General features: G+C 68.3%; 21 protein-coding genes. 13 read left to right on the plus strand and 8 right to left on the minus strand.

The features are described from left to right. The first annotated feature begins 10 nt into the window (after positions 1–10). Positions 11–724, plus strand: a complete 714-nt coding sequence (gene ispD / locus FOZ76_RS07270; protein ID WP_143947478.1) for a 2-C-methyl-D-erythritol 4-phosphate cytidylyltransferase — start codon at positions 11–13, stop codon at positions 722–724. Between the two features lie 5 nt (positions 725–729). Next, a complete protein-coding gene (gene ispF, locus FOZ76_RS07275) occupies positions 730–1,212 on the plus strand; it encodes a 2-C-methyl-D-erythritol 2,4-cyclodiphosphate synthase (RefSeq protein WP_143947479.1) in 483 nt (160 codons plus the stop codon). Between the two features lie 36 nt (positions 1,213–1,248). Here the strand turns inward: ispF and FOZ76_RS07280 are convergent, their stop codons facing one another. Then, positions 1,249–1,659 (minus strand): DUF6491 family protein, encoded by a 411-nt coding sequence (locus tag FOZ76_RS07280; protein WP_143947480.1) that lies wholly within the window; start codon positions 1,657–1,659, stop codon positions 1,249–1,251. Positions 1,660–1,811: 152 nt separating this feature from the next. Then, positions 1,812–3,494: a methyl-accepting chemotaxis protein gene (locus FOZ76_RS07285; RefSeq protein WP_246129333.1), complete on the minus strand. Its 1,683-nt coding sequence runs from the start codon at positions 3,492–3,494 to the stop codon at positions 1,812–1,814. Positions 3,495–4,102: 608 nt separating this feature from the next. Between FOZ76_RS07285 and FOZ76_RS07290 the strand changes: the two genes are divergently transcribed. Beyond that, on the plus strand, positions 4,103–5,095 hold the full coding sequence (locus FOZ76_RS07290) for a Bug family tripartite tricarboxylate transporter substrate binding protein (protein ID WP_170235328.1): 993 nt from the start codon (positions 4,103–4,105) through the stop codon (positions 5,093–5,095). Then, on the plus strand, positions 5,092–5,916 hold the full coding sequence (locus tag FOZ76_RS07295) for an alpha/beta hydrolase (protein ID WP_143947482.1): 825 nt from the start codon (positions 5,092–5,094) through the stop codon (positions 5,914–5,916). The genes FOZ76_RS07290 and FOZ76_RS07295 overlap by 4 nt, the downstream gene beginning before the upstream one ends. A 90-nt stretch (positions 5,917–6,006) precedes the next feature. Here FOZ76_RS07295 and FOZ76_RS07300 read toward each other — a convergent pair whose 3' ends face one another. Beyond that, on the minus strand, positions 6,007–7,203 hold the full coding sequence (locus FOZ76_RS07300; protein WP_143947483.1) for a CaiB/BaiF CoA transferase family protein: 1,197 nt from the start codon (positions 7,201–7,203) through the stop codon (positions 6,007–6,009). A 56-nt stretch (positions 7,204–7,259) separates the two neighbouring features. After that, positions 7,260–8,144 (minus strand): HpcH/HpaI aldolase/citrate lyase family protein, encoded by an 885-nt coding sequence (locus tag FOZ76_RS07305; RefSeq protein ID WP_143947484.1) that lies wholly within the window; start codon positions 8,142–8,144, stop codon positions 7,260–7,262. 161 nt (positions 8,145–8,305) lie between these two features. Here FOZ76_RS07305 and FOZ76_RS07310 point away from each other — a divergent pair, with 161 nt between their 5' ends. The 4 genes from FOZ76_RS07310 (at position 8,306) to FOZ76_RS07325 (ending at position 12,347) form a co-directional block, all read left to right on the plus strand. Continuing rightward, positions 8,306–9,187: a LysR family transcriptional regulator gene (locus FOZ76_RS07310; protein WP_143947485.1), complete on the plus strand. Its 882-nt coding sequence runs from the start codon at positions 8,306–8,308 to the stop codon at positions 9,185–9,187. Between the two features lie 137 nt (positions 9,188–9,324). Continuing rightward, complete coding sequence (locus FOZ76_RS07315; RefSeq protein WP_143947486.1) at positions 9,325–10,107, plus strand: 3-hydroxybutyrate dehydrogenase; 783 nt, start codon at positions 9,325–9,327, stop codon at positions 10,105–10,107. A 150-nt stretch (positions 10,108–10,257) separates the two neighbouring features. Further along, positions 10,258–11,040 (plus strand): peroxide stress protein YaaA, encoded by a 783-nt coding sequence (yaaA, locus tag FOZ76_RS07320; RefSeq protein ID WP_143947487.1) that lies wholly within the window; start codon positions 10,258–10,260, stop codon positions 11,038–11,040. Further along, positions 11,037–12,347 carry an MFS transporter gene (locus FOZ76_RS07325; protein WP_143947488.1) on the plus strand — a complete coding sequence of 437 codons (1,311 nt, stop codon included), beginning with the start codon at positions 11,037–11,039 and terminating at the stop codon, positions 12,345–12,347. Before yaaA ends, FOZ76_RS07325 begins: the two co-directional genes overlap by 4 nt. Before the next feature lie 63 nt (positions 12,348–12,410). On the opposite strand, the gene FOZ76_RS07330 is transcribed toward FOZ76_RS07325, so the two are convergent. The 3 genes from FOZ76_RS07330 to FOZ76_RS07340 are packed head-to-tail and all read right to left on the minus strand — an operon-like array spanning position 12,411 to position 15,306. Continuing rightward, entirely contained in the window at positions 12,411–13,856 is a 1,446-nt protein-coding gene (locus tag FOZ76_RS07330) for an NAD(P)(+) transhydrogenase (Re/Si-specific) subunit beta (protein WP_143947489.1), read from the minus strand. 20 nt (positions 13,857–13,876) lie between these two features. Continuing rightward, positions 13,877–14,185 (minus strand): NAD(P) transhydrogenase subunit alpha part 2, encoded by a 309-nt coding sequence (locus FOZ76_RS07335; RefSeq protein ID WP_143947490.1) that lies wholly within the window; start codon positions 14,183–14,185, stop codon positions 13,877–13,879. Between the two features lie 2 nt (positions 14,186–14,187). Further along, complete coding sequence (locus FOZ76_RS07340) at positions 14,188–15,306, minus strand: Re/Si-specific NAD(P)(+) transhydrogenase subunit alpha (RefSeq protein WP_143947491.1); 1,119 nt, start codon at positions 15,304–15,306, stop codon at positions 14,188–14,190. An 84-nt stretch (positions 15,307–15,390) separates the two neighbouring features. Here FOZ76_RS07340 and FOZ76_RS07345 point away from each other — a divergent pair, with 84 nt between their 5' ends. Together FOZ76_RS07345 and mnmA are read left to right on the plus strand one after the other, a co-directional pair. After that, on the plus strand, positions 15,391–15,897 hold the full coding sequence (locus FOZ76_RS07345; RefSeq protein ID WP_143947492.1) for an NUDIX hydrolase: 507 nt from the start codon (positions 15,391–15,393) through the stop codon (positions 15,895–15,897). Position 15,898: 1 nt separating this feature from the next. Next, entirely contained in the window at positions 15,899–17,020 is a 1,122-nt protein-coding gene (mnmA, locus tag FOZ76_RS07350) for a tRNA 2-thiouridine(34) synthase MnmA (RefSeq protein WP_281282962.1), read from the plus strand. A gap of 37 nt (positions 17,021–17,057) precedes the next feature. Here the strand turns inward: mnmA and FOZ76_RS07355 are convergent, their stop codons facing one another. Continuing rightward, entirely contained in the window at positions 17,058–18,035 is a 978-nt protein-coding gene (locus FOZ76_RS07355; RefSeq protein WP_425473249.1) for a tripartite tricarboxylate transporter substrate binding protein, read from the minus strand. A gap of 344 nt (positions 18,036–18,379) precedes the next feature. Between FOZ76_RS07355 and FOZ76_RS07360 the strand changes: the two genes are divergently transcribed. From FOZ76_RS07360 to eno, 3 genes are all read left to right on the plus strand, one after another. Beyond that, complete coding sequence (locus tag FOZ76_RS07360) at positions 18,380–20,035, plus strand: CTP synthase (RefSeq protein ID WP_143947494.1); 1,656 nt, start codon at positions 18,380–18,382, stop codon at positions 20,033–20,035. A 76-nt stretch (positions 20,036–20,111) separates the two neighbouring features. Beyond that, on the plus strand, positions 20,112–20,981 hold the full coding sequence (gene kdsA, locus FOZ76_RS07365; protein ID WP_143947495.1) for a 3-deoxy-8-phosphooctulonate synthase: 870 nt from the start codon (positions 20,112–20,114) through the stop codon (positions 20,979–20,981). Positions 20,982–21,119: 138 nt separating this feature from the next. Beyond that, on the plus strand, positions 21,120–22,406 hold the full coding sequence (eno, locus tag FOZ76_RS07370; protein WP_143947496.1) for a phosphopyruvate hydratase: 1,287 nt from the start codon (positions 21,120–21,122) through the stop codon (positions 22,404–22,406). Positions 22,407–22,408: the final 2 nt, after the last annotated feature.

Genomic DNA, 22,408 nt, shown 5'->3' on the forward strand with positions numbered 1-22,408 from the left:
CATTACGCCGATGCAAGCGACTTCAGACTCCCCATCCGGCCGGCTGACGGCGATCGTGCCCGCGGCGGGCGTCGGCGCGCGTGCCGCCGACGGCACCGGGCCCAAGCAGTACCGCCCGATCGCGGGCACGGCGATGCTGGTGCACACGGTGCGCGCGCTGCTCGCCGAGCCGCGCATCGACCGCGTGCTGGTGGCGGTCGCGCCCGGCGACGCGCAGGCGGCGAACCTGCTGGCCGGCGTGGCGCGCGTGCAGGTGCTCGCCTGCGGCGGGGCGACCCGCTACGACAGCGTGGCCAATGCCTTGGCCGCGGCCGGCTTGGCTGGGGACGACTGGGTGCTGGTGCACGACGCCGCGCGGCCGGGCCTGCCCGCCGACGCGCTGGCGGCGCTGATCGACGCCTGTCTGCCGGACCCGGTCGGCGGCCTGCTCGCCTTGCCGGTCGCCGACACGGTCAAGCGCGCGGGCGAGGGCGAGGCCGCGCCGCGAGTCGAGGCCACGCTCTCGCGTGAGCATCTGTGGCAGGCGCAGACACCGCAGATGTTTCGAGCCGGCTTGCTTTCCGAGGCCTTCGCACGCGTGCGCGCCCGGGGTGAGGCGCCGACCGACGAGGCGGGCGCCGTCGAGGCCTTGGGCGCGCGGCCCCTGCTGGTGCGCGGCTCGTTCGCCAACCTCAAGGTGACGTGGCCGCAGGATTTCATCTGGATGGAAAAATGGTTGGGATAGATTCGATGCGTGTCGGGCAGGGTTTCGACGTCCACGCTCTGGTGGAGGGGCGCCCGCTCATCATCGGCGGCGTGACGATTCCCTACGAGAAGGGACTGAAAGGGCACTCGGATGCCGACGTGCTGCTGCACGCGATCACCGATGCCGTGCTCGGCGCGGCCGGGCTGGGCGACATCGGTCGGCATTTCCCCGATACCGACCCGCAGTGGAAGGGCGCGGACAGCCGCATGCTGCTGCGCGCCGCCTACGCCAAGGTGCGGGCGGCCGGCTGGCGGGTCGTCAACGTCGACGCCACCGTGCACGCGCAGGCGCCCAAGATCGGCCCGCACGCCGCGGCCATGCAGGCGAACATCGCCGCCGACCTCGAGCTCGCCGATCTCTCGCGGGTCAACGTCAAGGCCAAGACCAACGAATCGCTGGGCTATCTCGGGCGCAAGGAAGGGATAGCCGCGACGGTGGTGGCGCTGCTGGCGGCCGGCACCGACTGAGCGCGCCAGGCGGCCACGCAGCGGCTGCGGGGAGGCTCAGCGGCCCGCGCGATCGATGCGCTCGAGTTCGTGGATCGCCCGGATCGGGCATTCGATCGGCCGCCCGGGCGCACGGGCGACGACGCGGTCCATCCGCGCCAGCGAGCCCACCGTGCTGGTATGGGCGATCGCGTTGGCGTATTCCAGGTCGCGGCAGTCCAGCGAAAAGGTCAGCAGGTAGTCGTCGCTTGGCCCGTTCTCGACCAGGATGTGATAGGCGTCCAGGTAGTTCCAGCTCGACAGGCCGAAACCGGGGATGCGGTCCACGGCTTCGCCCTGTCGATAGCCTTCGCGCTCCAGGCGCTGTTCCAGCGTGAGGGTAGGGCCTGGCGGGGCGTCCTGCATGGCGGCGCACCCGGCCAGGGTCGCGGCCAGCGCAAGGCCGGCCAGCTTGGATATGGCGTTCATTGCGCATTCTCCGGCTGTTGATGCTGCGTGGTGTCGTTGCGCGCAGCAATCCTTGCGCCGGAATGCGCGCTTGCCTGGTGCAGCCTGACCTTCATTGCCGACGCGCGCCGGTTGCCGCAGCCAGATCGAAGGTGCCGGACGCACCGAGCCGTTCAGCTCTGGGGCAGGATTTCCCGGTCGGGCAGCCGGAAGCGCGCCACCTCGCCCGCCAGCCGCCGCGCCTGGTCACGCATGGCGGTGGTCGCGCTGGCGGTCTGCTCGACCATGGCGGCATTCTCCTGGGTCATGCGGTCCAGCGCCTGGACCGCCCGGCCGACCTGGTCCACGCCCGCGCTTTGCTCGCGCGCGCCCACGGCGATCTCGCCCAGCAGCCGGTCGACCCGCTGCGACGACAGACGGATGTCCTCGATGGTCTGGCTCGCGGTGTGCACGATGGCCGTGCCGGCGCGCACCTGTTCGACGCTGGTCTCGATCAGGCGCTTGATCTCGTCGGCGGCGCTGGCCGTGCGCTGCGCCAGCATGCGTACCTCGGTGGCGACCACCGCGAAGCCGCGCCCCTGCTCGCCGGTGCGCGCGGCCTCGACGGCCGCGTTCAAGGCGAGGATGTTGGTCTGGAACGCGATGCTGTCTATGGTGTTGATGATCTCGCTGATGCGGCTGGACGAGGTGCGGATGCCGTCCATGGTGGTGACCACGTCGCGCATGATGCGCTCGCCGTCCTCGGCCGCGCTGGCGTTGCGCCGCGCGACGTCGGCGCTCTCGGCGGTGTTGTCCGAGGTGCTGCGCACGGTCGAGTTGATCTGTTCCATCGAGGCCGCCGTCTCCTGCAGGTTGGCCGCGGTCTGTTCGGTGCGGTTGGACAGCGCCATGGTGCCGGCAGCCACTTCGCTGCTCGAGTGCACGATGTCGTCGCTGGAGCGGCGCACCTGCCGCACCATGTCGCGCAGCGCTTCTTGCATGCTGCGCAAATCGAACATCAGTTGGGCGGTCTCGTCGGTGCCCAGGGGCCGAGGCGAGGTGGTGAGGTCGCCTTCGCGCATGGCGAGCAGGTGGCGGCGCATCTCGGCCAGCCCGCCTTCCATCACGCGGTAGAAGGACCACAGCAGGTAGCCGGCGACCAGCAGGGCGACGAGCACGACCCCGGCGCTCAGGCCGATGCGGCGCAGTGCGAGTGTGCGCAGGTCGTCGACGTAGACCCCGGAGCCGATCACCCACCCCCAGGGCTCGAAACCCTTGACAAAGGAGATCTTGTCCACCGGGTCGGTGAGCCCGGGTTTGGGCCACTGGTAGGCAACGAAGCCCGCGCCGTCGCGGCGCGCGGTTTCGACGAACTCCCGGAACGGGTACAGGCCGTTGGGATCGCGCACACCGGCGACGCTGGTGCCGTCCAGGTCCGGCTGGATCGGGTGCATCACCATGCGAACCTGCATGTCGTTGATCCAGAAGTATTCGACGTCGTCATAGCGCAGGCCGGCGATCGCCCGGCGGGCGAGCTGCTGGGCGTCCTCGCGCGAGAGGCCGGCCGCGGCCTGTTGCCCATGCGCCCACGCGAGGACACCGTGGGCGACCTCGACGTTGTAGCGCAGGGCGTCCATCCGGCCCTGGACGGCGTCCTGATGGCGCGCGCCGAGCTGCCAGACCAGCAACCCGAGCAGCGGCACCATGATCGCCACGGAGATCAGGCCGGTCTTGGCGCGAAAGCGCAGGTTGCGGAACAGCTTGACGCCGGGCGCGAGCAGGCCGTGACGGACGAAGCGCTGCGGATGGTCCATCCGGCCGGACTTGGCAGGTGGCGCAGGCAGGGCCTGCGGTTGAGGGACGAGGTTGGCGTTCATGGAGGTTCAACGTGGTTCGTGGTCGTTCGTGGGGACGAGGCGGCGCCCGACAGGGCGCTGCTTCGATCCCGTGCGCGGAGCTTTTCCGGGGAGCCGCAGGATGTGGCAAGGCGCGGTGCTGGCCCGGGGGCGGCAGGCCGCCGCCGCCGGACTGCTGTTACGAAGCCCCGGACGGCAGGCCTGCCGGCGTGGCGGGGGAGGACGCCGGCAGGCACGCCCGGAACGGGCTCGTGGCTTTCGACGGAATCTTCATGAACAGCTCGATCGCAGGCTCGGTTGATTGTTGTTGTCTTGCCGTCGGCAGGTGCCCCGGAGACGCCGGCATGCCGGTTCGGTACGGGAAGCGAGGCTTTTCTGGCTCGCCTCCGGGCCCGTCCGCAGGCGTAAGCAGTATTTTCCAAATGTGTCACGAAATATGCAAGAGCCGCGTCTTGCATGGGACATCGGCCCCGAGCCTTCGCGGAGGCGGGCCAGAGCGCAGAAATTTTGCGTTTTGACAGCAATCGTCGCCGATGTTTTCTTGCCGTTCGCGCGCCTATGATCCGCTTCGAGCAGATCGGGGCGCCGGTCTGCGCCGGCGAATCCGCGATGCGACAAGGAGACTACGCATGCCTTTCACAACCACACGCCGGACAGCGCTTAAGGTGCTGGCCGGGGCGGCCCTGACGACGCTGCACGTTCGTCCTTTTGCACAGACCAAGTACCCGGCGCGCCCGGTGCAGTTCGTCGTCCCGTTTCCGGCAGGGGGCGCGACCGATATCATTGGGCGAGTCGTTGCCCAGGCCCTGAGTACCGAGCTCGGGCAGCCGTTCGTGGTCGAGAACAAGGCGGGCGCGGCGGGCATGCTCGGCGTGGGCTCCGTTGCCCGGGCGCCCGCGGACGGCTACACCCTGGTCCTCGGCAATATCTCGACCCATGCCATCAGCCCCGCGCTGCAGCCCAGTATTCCTTACGACGCTGCGACCCAGTTCGAGCCGCTGGGCATGACGGGGCGGATCGCCAATGTGCTCGTCGTGCGGCCGTCCCTCGGCGTACGCAGCGTCGCCGAATTGATCGACCATGCCCGGACGAATCCGGACAAGCTCAGCTACGGCTCGTCCGGCGCAGGCGGCACCCCGCACATGAGCGCCGAGCTCTTCAAGCTGCGCACGGAAACGCGCATGGCGCACATCCCATACAAGGGGGGTGGCCCGATGCTGACCGACCTGCTGGGCGGGCATGTGGACCTGGCGTTTGGCAACATGCCCGAGTTCCTGCCGCACATACGCGAGGGCAGTCTCGTACCGCTGGGCGTGACCTCGGCGCAGCGCTCGTCCGACCTGCCCGAAGTCCCCACCATTGCCGAGGCCGGCGTGCAGGACTACGAGGTGACCTCCTGGTTCGGTCTTTTTGCTCCCGCCGGCTTGCCGGGCGCAATCCGGGATCAGCTCGCCGGCGCCATCGCGCAATCTCAGCGCTCGGAGGCCGTGACGCGCACCTTCGCCGAGCGTGGCGTGCTGGTCGACCCCTTGGTGGGGGCCGATTTCGCGGACTATGTGGCGGCCCAGCGCCGTTTCTGGGCCGATTTCATCAAGCAGTCGGGCATCCAGGCCGACGCATGAGCCAGCGCGACTTCACAGCGCTGCCGCTCTGCGCATCAAGCAGCGGGCAACGGGTCGACACCTGGCTCGGCGACGTGCGTATCGTGGGCGTGCGCCAGGCGCGTGCGCAAGCCCCCGCCGTGCTCATGGTGCACGGCGGGGGCCAGGCAGGCTGGGCGTTCGAGACCTGGGTGGAGCACTACGCAAAGCGTGGCTGGCACGCGTTCGCCGTATCTCTGCGCGGCCACGAAGCCGGCCGCGCGTTGCCGGACGAGGTGTATTGCCGACTGCATCTGGACGACTACCGGGACGACGTCGTCGCAGCGGCCGGTCTGCTTCCCGCCGGGCGCCTCGTCCTGATCGGGCATAGCCTGGGCGGCATCGTCTGCCAGAGGGCGGCCGAGCAGTTGCCCTTGGCCGGGCTGGTCCTGCTTGCCAGCGCCGGGCCGCCCGAGCTGGGCGTCAGGCGCACGCTGCTGGACCCCGACACGCCCGTGGTCCGTACTGCCGAAGAGGCGCGCAGACGGTACTTTCACAGCGCCGACGAGGCGGTGATCGAACGGGCGTTGGCCCGGCTCGTGCCGGAATCACCCGGGGCGCTCAACGCTTCGGGTGGGCGCACGCCGGTGGACAGGGCCAGAATTCGCTGTCCCGTGCTGGTGCTGGGCGGCGCCTGCGATCGCACCGACGTACCGCGCGCGATGGACTTGGCGGCGCTCTACGGCGCGAGCGCGATCGAACTGGCCGATACCGGACACAACATCATGCAGGAACGCATGAGCGGCTTCGCCGCCGACTGCATCCACGCGTGGTGCGAAGCGCAAGGTATCGTGCGTGCGTGAACACGACTGAGCACCGCCTGCCGCGGTGCATGCTACTCACGGCGCGATGCCGGCCTGCCTTGGGCGTGCCGGTACCCGCCGCTCAAGCGCTCAGTCCGTGCCGTTTCGCAGGCGGTCCGCCAGCGATTTGACCTCTGCGCCATGCTGGTCGAGGTCGGGTGCGGCGAAAGGTTCGGGCCCGGGCGTGCGGCCGAATCCGATCGCTCTGCTGAATCCGCGGTACCTGCCCACCGTGGGATGTTCGAATGCGGCGATCATCTCTTCGGCGGCGACCTGGGCGAAATCGAACATGTCCTCTACGCTGCGGGCGGCAGCGCAGGGGACGGCTTCGCCGAAGACGTCTTCCCACTCGATGGCGGTGCGCGTGACGAGCGCGGCGCGCAGCTTGGGGACGATTTCGTCGCGATGCTGCGCCCGCTTGCGTACGGTGTCGTATCGATCGGTCTGCAGCAGTTCGGCAAGACCGGTGCGCTCGCACAGGGCGCGCCAGAAGTGCGGTGTGTTGGCCGACACGTACAAATAGCCCTCGCGCGTAGGGTGCAGGCCGGTGATGCCGCCGGATCGCATGTCGCGGCTGACTTCGCGAGGTTCGGCATCGGCCCAGATCAGCCTGGCCGACTGCATGGCCAGCGCCGAGCGCAGCAGAGAGACTGCGACGTATTGGCCCATGCCGCTGCGTTCGCGCTCGTAGAGCGCGGATGCGACGCCCGCCGCGACCAGCGAGGCTGCGTAGTAGTCGACCACCGAGCCGTACAGGATCTGTGGCGGCCCGCCGGCCGGCCCTTGCAGCGTGCACATGCCCGTCAGTGTCTGCAGGACCTGGTCGTAGCCGGCTTTGTCCTTGAGCGGCCCCGCTTCGCCGTAGCCGGTGACGGCGCAGTACACGAGACGCGGGTGCCGTTCGGCCAGCGCCGCATAGCCGATGCCCAGGCGCTCGGCGACGCCTGGGCGGAAGTTGTGGACCAGCACGTCGGCGGTCCGCGCCAATGCCAGCAGCCGCTGCAGGTCGTCCGCCTGCTTGAGGTCCAGGACCACCCCCAGCTTGCTGCGATTGACGCCCAGGAAGGCCCGGCTCTCGGCCTCAAGTGTCGACGGGTACTTGCGCAGGTTATCGCCCGCGGGCGGCTCGATCTTGATGACTTCGGCACCTTGGTCCGCCAGCAGCGAGCAGCCGTAAGGCCCGGCGATGTAGGCGCTCAGGTCGAGTACTCGCAGGCCCGTGAGCGGGCCTGGCGGGCCCGGACGGGCGGAAACAGAGGCATTTGCGGTTGGGGAATCGATCTTCATTGCGGGTCCATCGAAAAGAATCGGCGCCCGTTGCGCGATGGCCGGGCGCGGCAGGCTCACTCGGCAGCCAGCAGGCCCAGGTTGCGCGCCGTTTCCAGCAAGGCCTTGGCCTGTGCGAGGAAAGGGGCATCGACCATGCGGCCATCCACGACGTACGCGCCGACGCCTTGCGTGGCGGCCCGCTCGCTGGCCTGCACGATGCGCTGCGCGGCCGCGATCTGCTCGGACGAGGGCAGGAAAACAGCATTGGCCAATGCGATCTGGCTGGGATGGATGCACGTCTTGCCGCGGAATCCCAGGCTGCGCGCCAGTTCGGCCTCGGCCCGAAAGCCCTCGGGGTTGCCGATATCCGCGTAGGCTCCGTCGTAGGCATCGACGCCGGCCACGCTCGCGGCCATGCGCACCTGGAACAGGACTTGTTCGAGCGCGCAGCGCGCAGCGCGGTCGATGCCCGTCGCGCCGAACAAGTCACCCAGTCCGACTTGCAGCCCTGCGACGCGAGAACCGCCGGCATCGGCGAGCCGGGCCGCGTTGCGCAATGCGTCGGGCGTCTCGATGTTCAGCAGTACGCCGACGGGCTTTTGCAGGCCTTGGGCCTGCTCGGCCTGGGCGATGACGGCACATGCCCGGACGACGGCGTCGGTCGAGGCGGGCTTGGGCAGGTTGATCAGGTCCACGCCCTCGCGCACGACGGCCTTGATGTCGGCGGCGAAATAGGGCGTGTCCTGGGCATTGACGCGCACGATGGTGAGCTTGCCCGAGCGGCGTTCGACGTTCTGTGCGAGCCCATCCAGCCACTGGCGTACGTGTTCGCGCGCCTCTGCCTTGCGCGCCGGATCGACCGCATCCTCGAGATCGATCGAAATCGCATCCGCCGGGCTTGCATAGGCCTTGGGAAAAAGCGCCGGACGGCTGCCCGGGACGAATAGCTTGCTGCGCATATGGACTCTCCTTGCAGCGCAAGTATCCCGAGTTCGCAAGAGCCGAAAAAGCGGGCGGCATTGGCTTCAAAACATAGTAAATTCGCGTTCTTGCGCAGTGTCCCGGCGATTGTCACGAGGGCGCCGATGGGTAGGAGCAAAGCCTGCCCAGGGATGAGTCAGTGGAAACCGATTTCCTCAAAACCTTGCTGCGAGTGGCGGAAACCGGGTCGATGGCCCAGGCTGCACGCAGCCTGGACATGACGCCGGGCGCCGTCGCGCACCATGTCCATGCGCTGGAGGACATGCTCGGCGTCGCCCTGGTCGCCCGTTCGGGGCGTACCGTGATGCCCACGCCGGCGGGTTACCGCCTGCTGGAGCGCGCGCGTCCGCTTCTGGCCGATGTCGTGCAGCTACGCGCCTGCGTGCACGAATCGTCCTTCGAGGGCGAACTGCGCATCGGGGCCATCAATACGGTATTGCACACCGTGTTTCCGCAGATCATGGACACGTTCGTGGCCGCTTATCCACGCGTGCGCCTGCACGTGCATTCGGGTGTCTCGCATCAACTGTTCGACTTGATCCAGCAGGATGCGCTGGACGTGGCCGTCTGCCTGCATCCGCAGTTCGCTCTGGCCAAGACGTTCACCTGGACGGCACTGCGCGAAGAGCCGCTGGTCGTCCTCGCGCCCGGACGCTGGGCTCGGCGCGACCCGATGGCGCTGTTGCGCGAAGAGGCTTTCGTGCGCTATGACCGCTCGCTGGGTGGCGGCAAGCAGGCCGACGCCTACCTGCGCCGGCACGACATCCTTCCGCATGAGCGAGTCGAACTTACGTCGCTGCTGGCGATCGCCATGATGGTCGACCGCGGCCTGGGCGTGTCCCTGGTGCCGGACGTGCAGTCTCCGTTGACGGCGCATCTGCGTCTGGCGCGGCTGGCGCTGCCGGATGCGCCTGAGCCGAGGTCCTTCGGGGTGCTTTGCAAGCGCGGCAGCTTTCGCGCTTCGCTGGCGCAAGCCTTCCGTGATGTGGCGTCAGAGGTCGCGGCAGTCCCCGCGACGTGATCCTGGCTGCGCCGGCAAGGGCTGGCCGGTTGCGCTTCGCGCCCGGCCGCCGGAGAACCGCCGGCATGGGGCGATATACTCCGCCATGTCTCGCCGGCTGCGTTGGCGGCCGGCTCACCGAACTCGGAGGTTCTGCCATGCTCAAAGGTAAATCCGCTCTCGTGACCGGCTCCACCAGCGGTATCGGTCTGGCCATCGCGCGGGCCTTCGCGCGCGATGGCGCCGACGTGATGCTCAACGGCTTCGGTGATGCGGCCGAGATCGAGCGTGTGCGCGCCGGCATCGCCGGGGAGTTCGGCGTGCGGGCCGAGTATTCGCCCGCCGACATGAGCAAGCCCGAGGAGATCGAGGCCATGGTGCGCGCCGCCGAGGCCGCGTTCGGCAAGGTGGACATCCTCGTCAACAACGCCGGCATCCAGTTCGTCTCGCCCATCGAGGAGTTCCCGATCGACAAGTGGAACGCGATCATCGCGATCAACCTGTCCTCGGCCTTTCACACCATGCGGGCAGCGCTGCCCGGCATGAAGCAGCGCGGCTGGGGCCGCATCATCAATACCGCCTCGGCGCATGCGCTGGTCGCCTCCCCATTCAAGGCCGCCTATGTGGCCGCCAAGCACGGCATCGCCGGCCTGACCAAGACGGCGGCGCTCGAGACCGCCCAGCAGGGCATCACGGTCAACGCGATCTGCCCGGGCTACGTCTGGACGCCGCTGGTCGAGCGCCAGATCCCGGATACCGCCAAGGCGCGCGGCATCACGGAAGAAGAGGTCAAGCGCGACGTGCTGCTCGCTGCCCAGCCGACCAAGGAGTTCGTCACCGTGGACGAGGTCGCCGCGCTCGCGGTGTTCCTGGCGAGCGACGCCGCGCGTTCCATGACCGGCTCGATCCTGACCATGGACGGCGGCTGGACGGCGGCCTGACGCCCCCGGGGCAGCGGCTTTTCTCCTCGCCCGCCGGGGAGCGAGGCTCGACATACCCCCAAACGCTCTTTCTTCTTTCCGGCGCTGCGGCGCCGTCAACGACCGTGCGCAGCGGGCAGCTCGCCGGCTCTTCGGTCCTTTGGAAGCACCATGCTGTTCACCCTTTCCCCTGCCAAGAAGCTCGATTACGAGACACCGCTGCCCGATGGCGTGGCCGCGACCCAGCCCCTGTTCGTGGACGATGCGGCTACGCTCATCGACACCCTGCGCGAGAAGTCTCCCGACGAGATCGCCGCGCTGATGAAGCTGAGCGACAACCTCGCCGAACTGAACGCCCGGCGCTATGCCGAGTGGCGTCCGAGCTTCGGCCCCAAGTCCGCGCGCCCCGCGGTATTCGCCTTCAACGGCGACGTATACGAAGGGCTGGAGGCGCGCACGCTGCCGGCCAAGGCGCTCGGCTGGGCGCAGGATCATCTGGTCATCCTGAGCGGGCTCTACGGCGCGCTGCGCCCGTTGGACTACCTGCGTCCATATCGCCTGGAAATGGGCACGCGCCTGACAGTGGGCAAGGCGCGCACGCTGTATGCCTATTGGGGCGGCAAGATCGCCGAGTACCTGAACGAGCGCCTGGCCGGGCAGTCCGGCAGCCCGGTGCTGGTGAACCTCGCCTCCGAGGAGTATTTCAAGTCGGTCAAGCTCGACGTGCTCAAGGCGCGCGTGGTGCAGTGCGTGTTCGAGGACTGGAAACGCGACGAGTACAAGGTGATCAGTTTCCACGCCAAGCGCGCACGCGGCCTGATGGCGCGCTACGCCGCGCTGCATGGGCTCGGCCAGCCCGAGGATCTCAAGGGCTTCGACCTGGAGGGCTACGCCTACGCCGCCAGCGTGTCGAGCGCGGACCGCCTGGTGTTCCGCCGCAAGACCGCGGCATGACGCCGCGCGAGGACGGCGCCGCGGCCACGGACCGCGGCGCGCAGGCGCGGGGCCAGCGTACCGGCAAGGCGCGGGCGGGTGTGGATCGCCGGACCACGTTCGGCGTGTTCCTCTTCTTCTCGCTCGGCTACTTCATCTCCTACGTGTTCCGCGGCGTGAACATCGGCTTCGCGCCTTTCCTCGCGCAGGAGATCGGCCTGTCGGCCAGCAGCCTGGGCCTGCTCACCGGCACGTATTTCCTTGCCTTCGCCGCGGTACAGATACCGGCGGGCATCCTCATCGACACCTATGGGCCGCGGCGCGTCAACGCGCTGATGATGCTCATCGCCGTCGTCGGCACGGTCGTGTTCGGCATGGCGCACAGCCTGGCCGGCCTGCTGCTGGGCCGCATGCTCATCGGGATCGGTGTCTCGGTGTGCCTGGGCGCGGCCTTCAAGGCCCTGGTCCAGGTGTTTCCGCTGTCGCGGCTGCCCCTGGTCAATGGTTTCGTCATGGCCGTGGGCGGCATGGGCGGCGTGGTCGTGGGTACGCCTCTGAACTGGCTGCTCGGCATCGTGGATTGGCGCGTGGTCAGCATCGCGCTCGCCGTGCCCACGCTGCTCGTCGCCGCCTCGGTCTGGTGGGGCGTGCGCATCGACGATGGCACGCCGGCGCAGCGCCCAAGCCTGCACGAGCAATGGCAGGGCACCCTGAGCGTGCTGCGCGACCTGGGTTTCTGGAAAATCGCCTCGCTGCCGGTGCTCACGGGCGGTGCGTTCTACGCCGTGCAGTCGCTGTGGGTGGGCGCCTACCTGCGCGACGTGGAGGGGTATGCACCCGCGTATGCGGCCACCCTGGTGTCCCTGCTCGGGGCCGCCATGGTGCTTGGCAACATCGTGCTGGGCGCTGTGGCCAACCATGTCAAGCGCATGGGCATCAGCCTCTACGTTTTCGGCGGCGCGTGCATGTGCCTGTACCTGCTGGTGCAACTGCTCATCATCCTGCCCGTCACGTTGCCGGCCGCACCGCTGTGGGTGGCGTACGGGGTGTTCGGCTCGAGCAACATCCTGGCCTACGCGGTCGTGGCGGAACGCTTCCCCTATGCCATGCTGGGCCGCGTGAGCACCACGCTCACGTTCTCGATGTTCCTCCTGATCTTCGTCTGCCAGGCAGGGCTGGGCGGCATTGTTTCGCTGTGGGAGCGACTGCCCAGCGGGCAGTACCCGGTCCAGGCCCATGTCACTGCCTGGGCCGTCCTGCTGGCTGCGCAGGTGGCCGGCGCCGTCTGGTACTGCTGGCCCTCGCGCCGGCCGCGCGCGGCGCCGTAACGCCGCGCACGCTTTCTTCGGGGCGTGCCGGGAGGCATGTGGTGGAGAGGGTCCGGGCAGGCCTCAGGCCTCCACCGCCTTGACCATGTCCTCGACGACCTTCTTCGCGTCGCCGAACACCATCATGGTCTTGTCCATGTAGAAGAGTTCGTTGTCCAGCCCCGCGTAGCCGGCGGCCATCGAACGCTTGTTCACGATCACCGTGCGCGCCTTGTGGGCTTCCAGGATGGGCATACCGGCGATCGGCGACTTGGGGTCGAGCGCGGCCGGGTTCACCACATCGTTGGCGCCCAGCACCAGCACCACGTCCGTCTGGCCGAAGTCGGCGTTGATGTCCTCCATCTCGAACACCTGGTCGTAGGGGACTTCGGCCTCGGCGAGCAGCACGTTCATGTGTCCCGGCATGCGGCCGGCCACCGGGTGGATGGCGTAGCGCACGGTGATACCCTTGGCCGTGAGCTTCTCCGCCAGCTCCTGCAAGGGATGCTGGGCGCGCGCCACCGCCAGGCCGTAGCCCGGCACGATGACCACGCTGTCGGCGTTGGCGAGCAGGAAGGCGGCGTCGTCGGCGCTGCCCGACTTGACGCTGCGCTGCTCGGTCGCCGCCCCCGCTTCGGCGGCTGTGCCGCCGAAGCCGCCCAGGATCACGTTGAAGAACGAGCGGTTCATCGCCTTGCACATGATGTAGGAGAGGATCGCACCCGAGGAGCCGACCAGCGAGCCGGCGATGATGAGCATGGGGTTGTTCAGCGAAAAGCCGATGCCCGCGGCGGCCCAGCCCGAGTAGCTGTTCAGCATGGACACCACGACCGGCATGTCGGCGCCGCCGATCGGGATGATGATGAGCACGCCCAGGGCGAAGGCGATCAGCATCATGAGCCCGAAGGGCAGCCACTGCTGGCTGGCGGCGAACCAGATGCCGCACAGGAGCATGGCGACGGCCAGGCCGAGGTTGAGCAGGTGTTGCCCCGGAAAGACCACCGGCGCGCCCTGGAACACGCGCAGCTTGTAGCGCCCGGCGAGCTTGCCGAAGGCGATCACCGACCCCGAGAACGTGATTGCGCCGACGAAGGTGCCGATGAAGAGTTCGATGCGGTTGCCCACGGGAATCGGCTGGCCCTCGTTCGCCACGATGCCGAACGCGTGGGGCTCGGCGACCACGGCGACCGCGATGCACACCGCGGCCAGGCCGATCATGCTGTGCATGAAGGCGACCAGTTCGGGCATCTTGGTCATTTCCACGCGCTTGGCCATCAGCGTGCCGATGCTGCCGCCCACAAGCAGGGCCACCACGACCAGGGTCAGCCCGGTGCCCATGTCCACGCCGACCAGTTCATGGCCCAGCGTGGTCATGAGCCCCGCGGTGGTGAAGATGGCGATGGCCATGCCGACCATGCCGAAAGTGTTGCCGATGCGCGAAGTGGTAGGGTGCGACAACCCCTTCAGCGCCTGGATGAAGCAGACCGACGCCACCAGGTAGAGCAGCGTCACGACGTTCAGCGAAAGCATGTTGTGGTCTCCGGCCGGGCTCAGGCGTGCGGGGTCTTCTTGTCTTTTTTCTTGAACATCTCGAGCATGCGGCGGGTGACGAGAAAGCCGCCGAATACGTTGACCGCGGCAAGCGCCACGGCCACGAAGCCCATCGTCTTGGCCAGCCCCCCGGTGGTGAGGGCCGCGGCCAGCATGGCGCCGACGATGACGATGGCCGAGATGGCGTTGGTGACCGCCATGAGCGGGGTGTGCAGGGCCGGTGTTACGTTCCAGACCACGTGATAGCCCACGTACACCGCGAGCACGAAGATGATGAGGTTCAGGATGGTGGGGTTGATCGCGTCCATGTTCAGGCTCCACGCAGCAGGTTGCCGTTCTCGCACATCAGGCAGGCGGTGACGATGTCGTCTTCGCGGGGGATGGTGAAGGCCGCTTCGGGGCCGGTGACCAGGCGAACGAACTCGAACAGGTTGCGCGCGTAGAGCGAGGAGGCGTCCGCGGCCAGGGTGGAGGGCAGGTTGCTCGGGGCGACGATGGTGACGCCGCCCGCCGCGACGACCTCGTCCGCACGCGAGAGGGGGCAGTTGCCGCCGCGCTCGATGGCCAAGTCGACGATGACCGCGCCCGGGCGCATGGCGGCGACGGTGTCGGCCGACACCAGGGTGGGCGCCGGACGGCCGGGGATGAGCGCGGTGGTGATGACGATGTCGGCCTGCCGGCAGCGCTCGGCAACGCGCTCGGCCTGGCGCTGCATCCAGGCCGCCGGCATGGGGCGGGCGTAGCCGCCCGCGCCTTCGGCGATCTGGCGCTCTTCGTCGGTCTCGTACGGTACGTCGATGAACTTGGCGCCGAGCGATTCGACCTGCTCGCGCGCCGCGGGCCTGACGTCCGAGGCCTCGACGACCGCGCCGAGGCGGCGCGCGGTGGCGATCGCCTGCAGGCCCGCCACGCCCGCGCCGAGCACGACGACGCGCGCGGCCTTGACCGTGCCGGCGGCCGTCATCAGCATGGGCATGAAGCGGCCGTAGTGTTCGGTGGCCAGCAGGACCGCCTTGTAGCCGGCCACGTTGGCCTGCGAGGACAGCACGTCCAGCACCTGGGCGCGGCTGGTGCGCGGCGCGGCCTCCAGGGCGAAGGCGGTCAGCCGCGCCGCATTGAGGCGGGCCAGCCCGTCGGCGTCGAACGGGTCGAGCATGCCGACGAGCACGGTGCCCGGCGACATCGCGCCGAGTTCGTCGGCGCCGGGCGCGCGCACCTTGAGCACCACCGGTGCGCCCAGGGCGGCGGCGGTGTCGCCCAGCGTGGCGCCTGCGCCGGTGTACGCCTCGTCGGTATAATGAGCGTTTGCCCCGGCGCCGCGCTCCACGACCACTGTGTGGCCTGCGGCAATGAATCTCTTGACGGTGTCGGGCGTGGCCGCGACGCGCTGTTCGCCCGCCTTGCGTTCCAGCGGGATGCCGATCTGCATGAACATCTCCTCTTGCAGCGTTGCGCGGTGGTTCTGATTGATTCGTGATCGCGCTGGGCAAGCATACCTGAGTAGGCAAGCAAATTGAGCACTTCACGCTGGAAGCCCGCAGTCACCGTCGCCTCCGTCATCGAGCGCGATGGCCGTTTCCTGCTCGTCGAGGAAGAGACGAGGGAGGGCGTGCGCTGGAACCAGCCTGCCGGCCATCTGGAGCCGGGCGAATCCCTCGTCGACGCGGCGATCCGCGAGACGCTGGAAGAAACCGCCCATGACTTCACGCCCTGTGGGCTGCTCGGCGCGTACCTCTCGCCGGCGGGCGAGAGAGCCTATCTGCGCTTCGCCTTCGTCGGCGAAGTCGGCGCGCCGCGCGAGAACTTCGCGCTGGACACCGGCATCCTCAAGGCGTTCTGGGCCAGCATGGACGAGATCCGGGCCAACCTGCATCTGTTGCGCCATCCGGTCACGCTGCGCTGCCTGGAAGACTACCTCGAGCGCCGCGCCGCCGCGCTGCCCTGGCTGCCGCTGGCGGCCGTGAACTACCTGCCGGACGAAGTCACGCTGCTGTCCGACGTCGGCGCCGCGGGAGGCTGACGTGGGCAAGGGGCGTGTCGTCATCGGCATGTCGGGCGGTGTCGATTCGTCGGTCTCGGCCTGGCTGCTCAAGCAGCAGGGCTACGACGTGGTCGGCCTCTTCATGAAGAACTGGGAGGACGACGACGATTCCGAATACTGCTCGACGCGCCAGGATCTGCTCGACGCGGTCAGCGTGGCGGATCTGCTCGGCATCGAGATCGAGGCGGTCAACTTCGCCGGCGAGTACAAGGATCGCGTCTTCTCCGAGTTCCTGCGCGAGTATTCGGCCGGGCGCACGCCCAATCCCGACGTGCTGTGCAACGCCGAGATCAAGTTCAAGGCCTTCCTGGACCACGCCATGCGCATGGGCGCGGAGCGTATCGCCACCGGCCATTACGCGCGCGTGCGCACGCTCGAAGCCGGGCCGCGGGCGGGGCAGGTCCAGTTGCTCAAGGCGCTGGACGGCACCAAGGACCAGAGCTATTTCCTGCACCGGCTGAACCAGGCGCAGCTCGCGCGCACGCTGTTTCCCCTGGGCGAGATCGCCAAGACCGAGGTGCGCCGCATCGCCCGCGAGATCGGCCTGCCCAATGCCGCCAAGAAGGATTCGACGGGCATCTGCTTCATCGGCGAGCGTCCGTTCCGCGAGTTCCTGAACCGCTACCTGCCGAGCGCCCCGGGCCCGATCAAGACCGACGACGGGCGCGTCATCGGCGAGCACGTGGGCCTGTCGTTCTATACCTTCGGCCAGCGCAAGGGGCTGGGCATCGGCGGGGTCAAGGGCCGGCAGGCGGCCGACGGCACCGCCGACGCGTGGTACGTGGCGCGCAAGGACATCCCCGCCAATACTTTGTACGTGGTCCAGGGGCACGACCATCCCTGGCTGCTCGCGCCGCGCCTGCGCGCCCTGGATGCGAGCTGGGTCGCCGGCGAAGCGCCCGCGCCCGGCGCCTATGGCGCCAAGACGCGCTATCGGCAGCCCGATGCCGCCTGCACGCTGCGCCAGGCGCAGGGCGACGGCTTTCAGCTCGATTTCACCGAGCCGCAATGGGCGGTGACGCCCGGGCAGTCGGCCGTGCTGTACGACGGCGATGTCTGCCTGGGCGGGGGCATCATCGAGGCGGCCGAGCAGGCGGGCTGACCGCCTCGCGGCCGCGCCGCCGGCGCAGTGGGCGGTGTCAGCCCTGCGCCAAGCCCAGCTTCTCGATCAGCACCTTGTCCTCGCGGTAGGTCTGCTCGGCCCAGGCGCGGTAGTCCTCGCTGTTGCGATACCAGACCTCCTGGTTGAGCTGGGCCAGCACTTCCTCGTGGCGCGGGTCGGCCATGGCCTGGTGGATCGCGTCGTGCAGCTTGGCGACGATGGCCGGGTCCATCCCCCTGGGGCCCGCGATCCCGTAGGGCGACGCCGAGATCACGCCATAGCCGAGTTCGTTGGCGGTCGGTACCTCCGGCCAGCGCTGGGTGCGCTTCTCGCCGAAGGTGGTGAGCAGGCGCATCTGGCCCGCGTCGACGAACTTGTCCCAGCCGCTGGCGTCGCTCTGCGCCATCACGTGCCCGCCCAGCAGCGCCTGCTGCAGATCGGCGTTGCCCTTGAAGGGCACGTGGTTGAGTTCGACCTTGGCGTTGATCGCCACCTGTTCCATGATGAGGTGCGGCGATGTGCCGACGCCGGTCGAACCGTAGTCGATCCGGCCGGGCCTGGCCCGCGCGGCTTCGATGTATTCGTCGAAGGTCTTGAAGGGCGAGTCGGCGCGCACGGTGAAGCCGAAGGTGTAGCCCGTCACGCCGATGATGAAGGTGAAGTCGCGCAGCGGGTCCCAGGCCAGCTTCTGCATGTGCGGCATGCGCAGCATGCCCATCGGGAACTGGCTCACCGTGTAGCCGTCGGGGGCCGCGTTGACCATGGTCGCGGGGCCGAGCGTGCCGCCCGCGCCGGGACGGTTCTCGACGATCACGGTCTGGCCGAGCTGCTCGCCCAGGATCTGCCCGAGCAGGCGCAGATGGCGATCGGTCGAGCCGCCCGCCGGCCAGGGCACGATGAGGGTGATCGGCTTGTTCGGATAGTTGGCGGCCGCTGCGGATTGCGCCCGGGCAGCGCCCAGGCCCAGGGTGCCGAGCGCGGTGGCGCCGGCGATTCCGGCGCCCGCGTGCAGCATGCGCCGGCGCGTGCGCGATGCCGGCCGGTGGGATTCGGTCATGGTTGTCTCCTTCCTCGAGAGGCGCGATGCGCCGGGTCCCGTCCGCCGCCGGCGATGGGTCTTGTCGGACGTCGGCTGATTCTTCGGTCGGCCGCCGGGGCCGTCAATCGGGATAGCCCGGTGGTTTCGCCATGCGAACCAGCTTCGGGGTGGGCGTGGCGGCCCTGCGCGCCCTGGGACGCAAGCCCGCGGCAGGCGTTGTACCGAGGCGAAAATCCGTTGCGCCAATCGGGCCGAACGCCCGGCCAAGGCCAGTTATAATCCCGATTTCCACCTGCGCCGCCATGTCCGCGGCTACGGCAATGACCAAATACGTATTCGTCACCGGTGGTGTGGTGTCCTCTCTCGGCAAGGGCATCGCGGCCGCGTCCCTGGGCGCGATTCTCGAATCGCGGGGCTTGAAAGTCACCATGCTCAAGCTCGATCCCTACATCAACGTCGATCCGGGCACCATGAGCCCGTTCCAGCACGGCGAAGTCTTCGTGACCGAAGACGGTGCGGAAACCGACCTCGACCTCGGCCACTACGAACGCTTCATCTCGGCGCGCATGCGCAAGGTGAACAACTTCACCACCGGCCAGATCTACGAATCGGTGCTGAAGAAGGAGCGCCGCGGCGACTACCTCGGCAAGACGGTCCAGGTGATCCCGCACATCACCAACGAGATCCAGGATTTCATCGTGCGCGGCGCGAACGCCGCCTGGGGCGCCGAGACCGACATCGCGATCTGCGAGATCGGCGGCACCGTGGGCGATATCGAGTCTCTCCCGTTCCTGGAAGCGGCCCGCCAGATGAGCCTGCGTCTGGGGCGCGGGCAGTGCGCCTTCGTGCATCTCACGCTGGTGCCCTACATTCCCTCGGCGGGCGAACTCAAGACCAAGCCCACCCAGCACTCGGTGCAGAAGCTGCGCGAGATCGGCCTGTATCCGGACGCGCTGCTGTGCCGCGCCGACCGCCCCATCCCGGACGACGAGCGCGCCAAGATCTCGATGTTCTCCAACGTGCCGCTGGACGCCGTGATCTCCGTGTGGGACGTGGATTCGATCTACAAGATCCCGGCCATGCTGCACCAGCAGGGTCTGGACGAGATCATCTGCGAAACCCTGGGCCTGCATCCCCCGGCGGCCGATCTCACCGTCTGGGAGCGCCTCACCGCCGCGCGCGAGAACCCGGGCGCGGAAGTGCACATCGGCATGGTCGGCAAGTACGTCGACCTGACGGAATCGTACAAGTCGCTCACCGAGGCGCTGATCCACGCCGGCATCCACACGAACAGCAAGGTCGTGGTGGACTACATCGACTCCGAGGACATCGAGGCCAACGGCTGCGCCGGGCTCGAGAAGTTCGACGCCATCCTGGTGCCGGGCGGCTTCGGCAAGCGCGGCACCGAAGGCAAGATCCAGGCCATCCGCTACGCCCGCGAGAACGGCGTGCCGTTCCTCGGCATCTGTCTGGGCATGCAGCTCGCGGTGGTCGAGTACGCGCGCGACGTTGCCGGCCTCACCGGCGCGAACAGCACCGAGTTCGAGCCCGAAGCGCTGCATCCGGTGGTGGCCCTCATCACCGAGTGGCAGGATCGGGAAGGCCGCGTCGAGCGCCGCGACAGCTCTTCGGATCTGGGCGGCACCATGCGCAAGGGCGCGCAGCGCGTGCCGGTCAAGGCCGGCACCCGGGCCCACGCCATCTATGGCAACGAGGTCAACGAGCGCCACCGCCATCGCTACGAGGTCAACAACCTGTATGCGCCCAAGCTGGAAGCGGCTGGCATGGTGATCAGCGCGCGCACGCCCACCGAGAACCTGCCCGAGATCATGGAGCTCGACAGCCATCCCTGGTTCATGGGCGTGCAGTTCCACCCCGAATTCACCTCGACGCCGCGCGACGGCCATCCGCTCTTCTCGAGCTATGTGCGCGCCGCCAAGGAATTCAGCAAGAAGCGCAACGGAGAGAAAGGATGAAAGCCCCCACGCTCACTGCGTTCGCTGCCCCCCGAGTGGGTTTCAACCTCCTTCGGGCGGCCGTGCGGAGGTTGAAATGAATCTCTGCGGATTCCCGGTCGGCCTGAACCATCCGTTCTTCCTGATCGCCGGTCCCTGCGTGATCGAATCGCGCGAGCTGGCGATGGACACGGCCGGGCGCCTGAAGGAGATCACCGGCCGCCTGGGCATTCCGTTCATCTACAAGAGCTCGTTCGACAAGGCCAACCGCAGTTCCGGCAAGTCGTTCCGGGGGCCCGGCATGGACGAAGGCCTGAAGATCCTGGCCGACGTGCGCGACCAGATCGGCGTGCCGGTGCTCACCGATGTGCACGACATTCCCCAGGTCGAACCCGTGGCCGCTGTGGTCGACGTGTTGCAGACGCCCGCCTTTCTGTGCCGGCAGACCGACTTCATCAACGCCTGCGCGGCCAGCGGCAAGCCGGTCAACATCAAGAAGGGCCAGTTCCTCGCTCCGCACGACATGCTGCAGGTCGTGGCCAAGGCGCGCGCCGCCTCGATCGAGGCGGGCGGCGACGGCAGCAACGTCCTGGTCTGCGAGCGCGGCGCCTCGTTCGGCTACAACAACCTGGTGTCCGACATGCGCTCGCTCGCCATCATGCGCGAGACGGGCTGTCCGGTGGTGTTCGACGCCACGCATTCGGTGCAACTGCCGGGCGGGCAGGGCAGCAGTTCCGGCGGCCAGCGCGAGTTCGTGCCGGTGCTGGCTCGGGCCGCGGTGGCGGTGGGCGTGGCCGGTCTCTTCATGGAGACCCACCCGGACCCGGCGCATGCCTTGTCCGACGGGCCGAACGCCGTTCCCCTCGACCTGATCGAACCCTTGCTGGCCACGCTGCGCGAGCTGGACGCGCTCACCAAGAAGGCCGGCTTCATCGAAGAGCGCTTCGGGCCGGCGACGCAGGGCTGATGCGTCGCGCCGCCTCTGACGAGTCGTCACATTCGCCCGGGCGGGGCGCGGGTACAATCGCCGCCAACGCGATATTCGCCGGGCGGTACCGCTGCCGCCCCGGCCTCCTCTTTTCATGTTCACGGAATCTACTAGACCATGACTGCCATCGTTGACATCATTGGCCGCGAAATCATGGATTCGCGCGGCAATCCCACCGTGGAATGCGACGTCCTGCTCGAATCCGGTGCGATGGGTCGCGCCGCCGTGCCCTCGGGCGCCTCCACCGGCACCCGCGAGGCCGTCGAGCTGCGCGACGGCGACGCCGGCCGCTATCTCGGCAAGGGCGTGCTCAAGGCCGTCGCCAACGTCAACACCGAGATCTCCGAGGCGCTGGTCGGCCTGGACGCCCAGGAGCAGACCCTGGTCGACAACCTGCTGATCGACCTGGACGGCACCGAGAACAAGGATCGCCTGGGCGCCAATGCCATGCTGGCCGTCAGCATGGCCGTGGCCCGCGCCGCCGCCGAAGAGTCCGGCCTGCCGCTGTACCGCTACTTCGGCGGCAGCGCGCCGATGAGCATGCCGGTGCCGATGATGAACGTCATCAACGGCGGCGCGCACGCCAACAACAACCTGGATTTCCAGGAGTTCATGATCCTGCCGGTGGGCGCAGCCAGCTTCTCCGAAGCCCTGCGCATGGGCGCGGAGACCTTCCACGCGCTGAAGAAGCTCATCAACGGCAAGGGCATGTCCACCGCGGTCGGCGACGAAGGCGGCTTCGCGCCCAGCCTGGCCAACCACGAGGAAGCCATCCACCTGATCCTGCAGGCCATCGAGCAGGCGGGCTACGAGCCGGGCACCCAGGTCGCTCTCGGCCTGGACTGCGCAAGCTCCGAATTCTTCCGCGACGGCCAGTACCACCTGGCCGGCGAAGGCAATATCTCGCTGGACGCCGAGGGTTTCGCCAACCTGCTCGCCACCTGGTGCGACAAGTACCCGATCATCTCGATCGAGGATGGCATGGCCGAGAACGACTGGGCGGGCTGGAAGGTGCTCACCGACCGTCTGGGCAAGAAGGTCCAGCTCGTGGGCGACGATCTTTTCGTCACCAACACCCGCATCCTGCGCGAAGGCATCCAGCAGGGCGTGGCGAACTCCATCCTCATCAAGATCAACCAGATCGGCACGCTCACCGAGACCTTCGCCGCCATCGAGATGGCCAAGCGCGCCGGCTACACCGCCGTCGTCTCGCATCGCTCGGGCGAGACCGAGGACACCACGATCGCCGACATCGCCGTGGGCACCAACGCGCTGCAGATCAAGACGGGTTCGCTGTCGCGTTCGGACCGCATCGCCAAGTACAACCAACTGCTGCGCATCGAGGAAGACCTCGGCGACGTCGCGCACTATCCCGGCATCGGCGCCTTCTACAACCTGCGCTGAGC

Source organism: Verticiella sediminum (assembly GCF_007558815.1).
Classification (GTDB): Bacteria; Pseudomonadota; Gammaproteobacteria; order Burkholderiales; family Burkholderiaceae_B; genus Verticiella; species Verticiella sediminum.

What these genes read in the sequence shown, in the direction of transcription:
- FOZ76_RS07325 (WP_143947488.1), top strand. Translation starts at nt 11,037, where the DNA reads ATGACGCCGCGCGAGGACGGCGCCGCGGCCACGGACCGCGGCGCGCAG.
- FOZ76_RS07360 (WP_143947494.1), top strand. Translation starts at nt 18,380, where the DNA reads ATGACCAAATACGTATTCGTCACCGGTGGTGTGGTGTCCTCTCTCGGC.
- eno (WP_143947496.1), top strand. Translation starts at nt 21,120, where the DNA reads ATGACTGCCATCGTTGACATCATTGGCCGCGAAATCATGGATTCGCGC.
- FOZ76_RS07300 (WP_143947483.1), bottom strand. Translation starts at nt 7,203, where the DNA reads ATGAAGATCGATTCCCCAACCGCAAATGCCTCTGTTTCCGCCCGTCCG.
- ispD (WP_143947478.1), top strand. Translation starts at nt 11, where the DNA reads ATGCAAGCGACTTCAGACTCCCCATCCGGCCGGCTGACGGCGATCGTG.
- kdsA (WP_143947495.1), top strand. Translation starts at nt 20,112, where the DNA reads ATGAATCTCTGCGGATTCCCGGTCGGCCTGAACCATCCGTTCTTCCTG.
- FOZ76_RS07295 (WP_143947482.1), top strand. Translation starts at nt 5,092, where the DNA reads ATGAGCCAGCGCGACTTCACAGCGCTGCCGCTCTGCGCATCAAGCAGC.
- FOZ76_RS07280 (WP_143947480.1), bottom strand. Translation starts at nt 1,659, where the DNA reads ATGAACGCCATATCCAAGCTGGCCGGCCTTGCGCTGGCCGCGACCCTG.
- FOZ76_RS07335 (WP_143947490.1), bottom strand. Translation starts at nt 14,185, where the DNA reads ATGGACGCGATCAACCCCACCATCCTGAACCTCATCATCTTCGTGCTC.
- FOZ76_RS07355 (WP_425473249.1), bottom strand. Translation starts at nt 18,035, where the DNA reads ATGCTGCACGCGGGCGCCGGAATCGCCGGCGCCACCGCGCTCGGCACC.
- FOZ76_RS07340 (WP_143947491.1), bottom strand. Translation starts at nt 15,306, where the DNA reads ATGCAGATCGGCATCCCGCTGGAACGCAAGGCGGGCGAACAGCGCGTC.
- yaaA (WP_143947487.1), top strand. Translation starts at nt 10,258, where the DNA reads ATGCTGTTCACCCTTTCCCCTGCCAAGAAGCTCGATTACGAGACACCG.
- ispF (WP_143947479.1), top strand. Translation starts at nt 730, where the DNA reads ATGCGTGTCGGGCAGGGTTTCGACGTCCACGCTCTGGTGGAGGGGCGC.
- FOZ76_RS07290 (WP_170235328.1), top strand. Translation starts at nt 4,103, where the DNA reads ATGCCTTTCACAACCACACGCCGGACAGCGCTTAAGGTGCTGGCCGGG.
- FOZ76_RS07285 (WP_246129333.1), bottom strand. Translation starts at nt 3,494, where the DNA reads ATGAACGCCAACCTCGTCCCTCAACCGCAGGCCCTGCCTGCGCCACCT.
- FOZ76_RS07305 (WP_143947484.1), bottom strand. Translation starts at nt 8,144, where the DNA reads ATGCGCAGCAAGCTATTCGTCCCGGGCAGCCGTCCGGCGCTTTTTCCC.
- FOZ76_RS07330 (WP_143947489.1), bottom strand. Translation starts at nt 13,856, where the DNA reads ATGCTTTCGCTGAACGTCGTGACGCTGCTCTACCTGGTGGCGTCGGTC.
- FOZ76_RS07315 (WP_143947486.1), top strand. Translation starts at nt 9,325, where the DNA reads ATGCTCAAAGGTAAATCCGCTCTCGTGACCGGCTCCACCAGCGGTATC.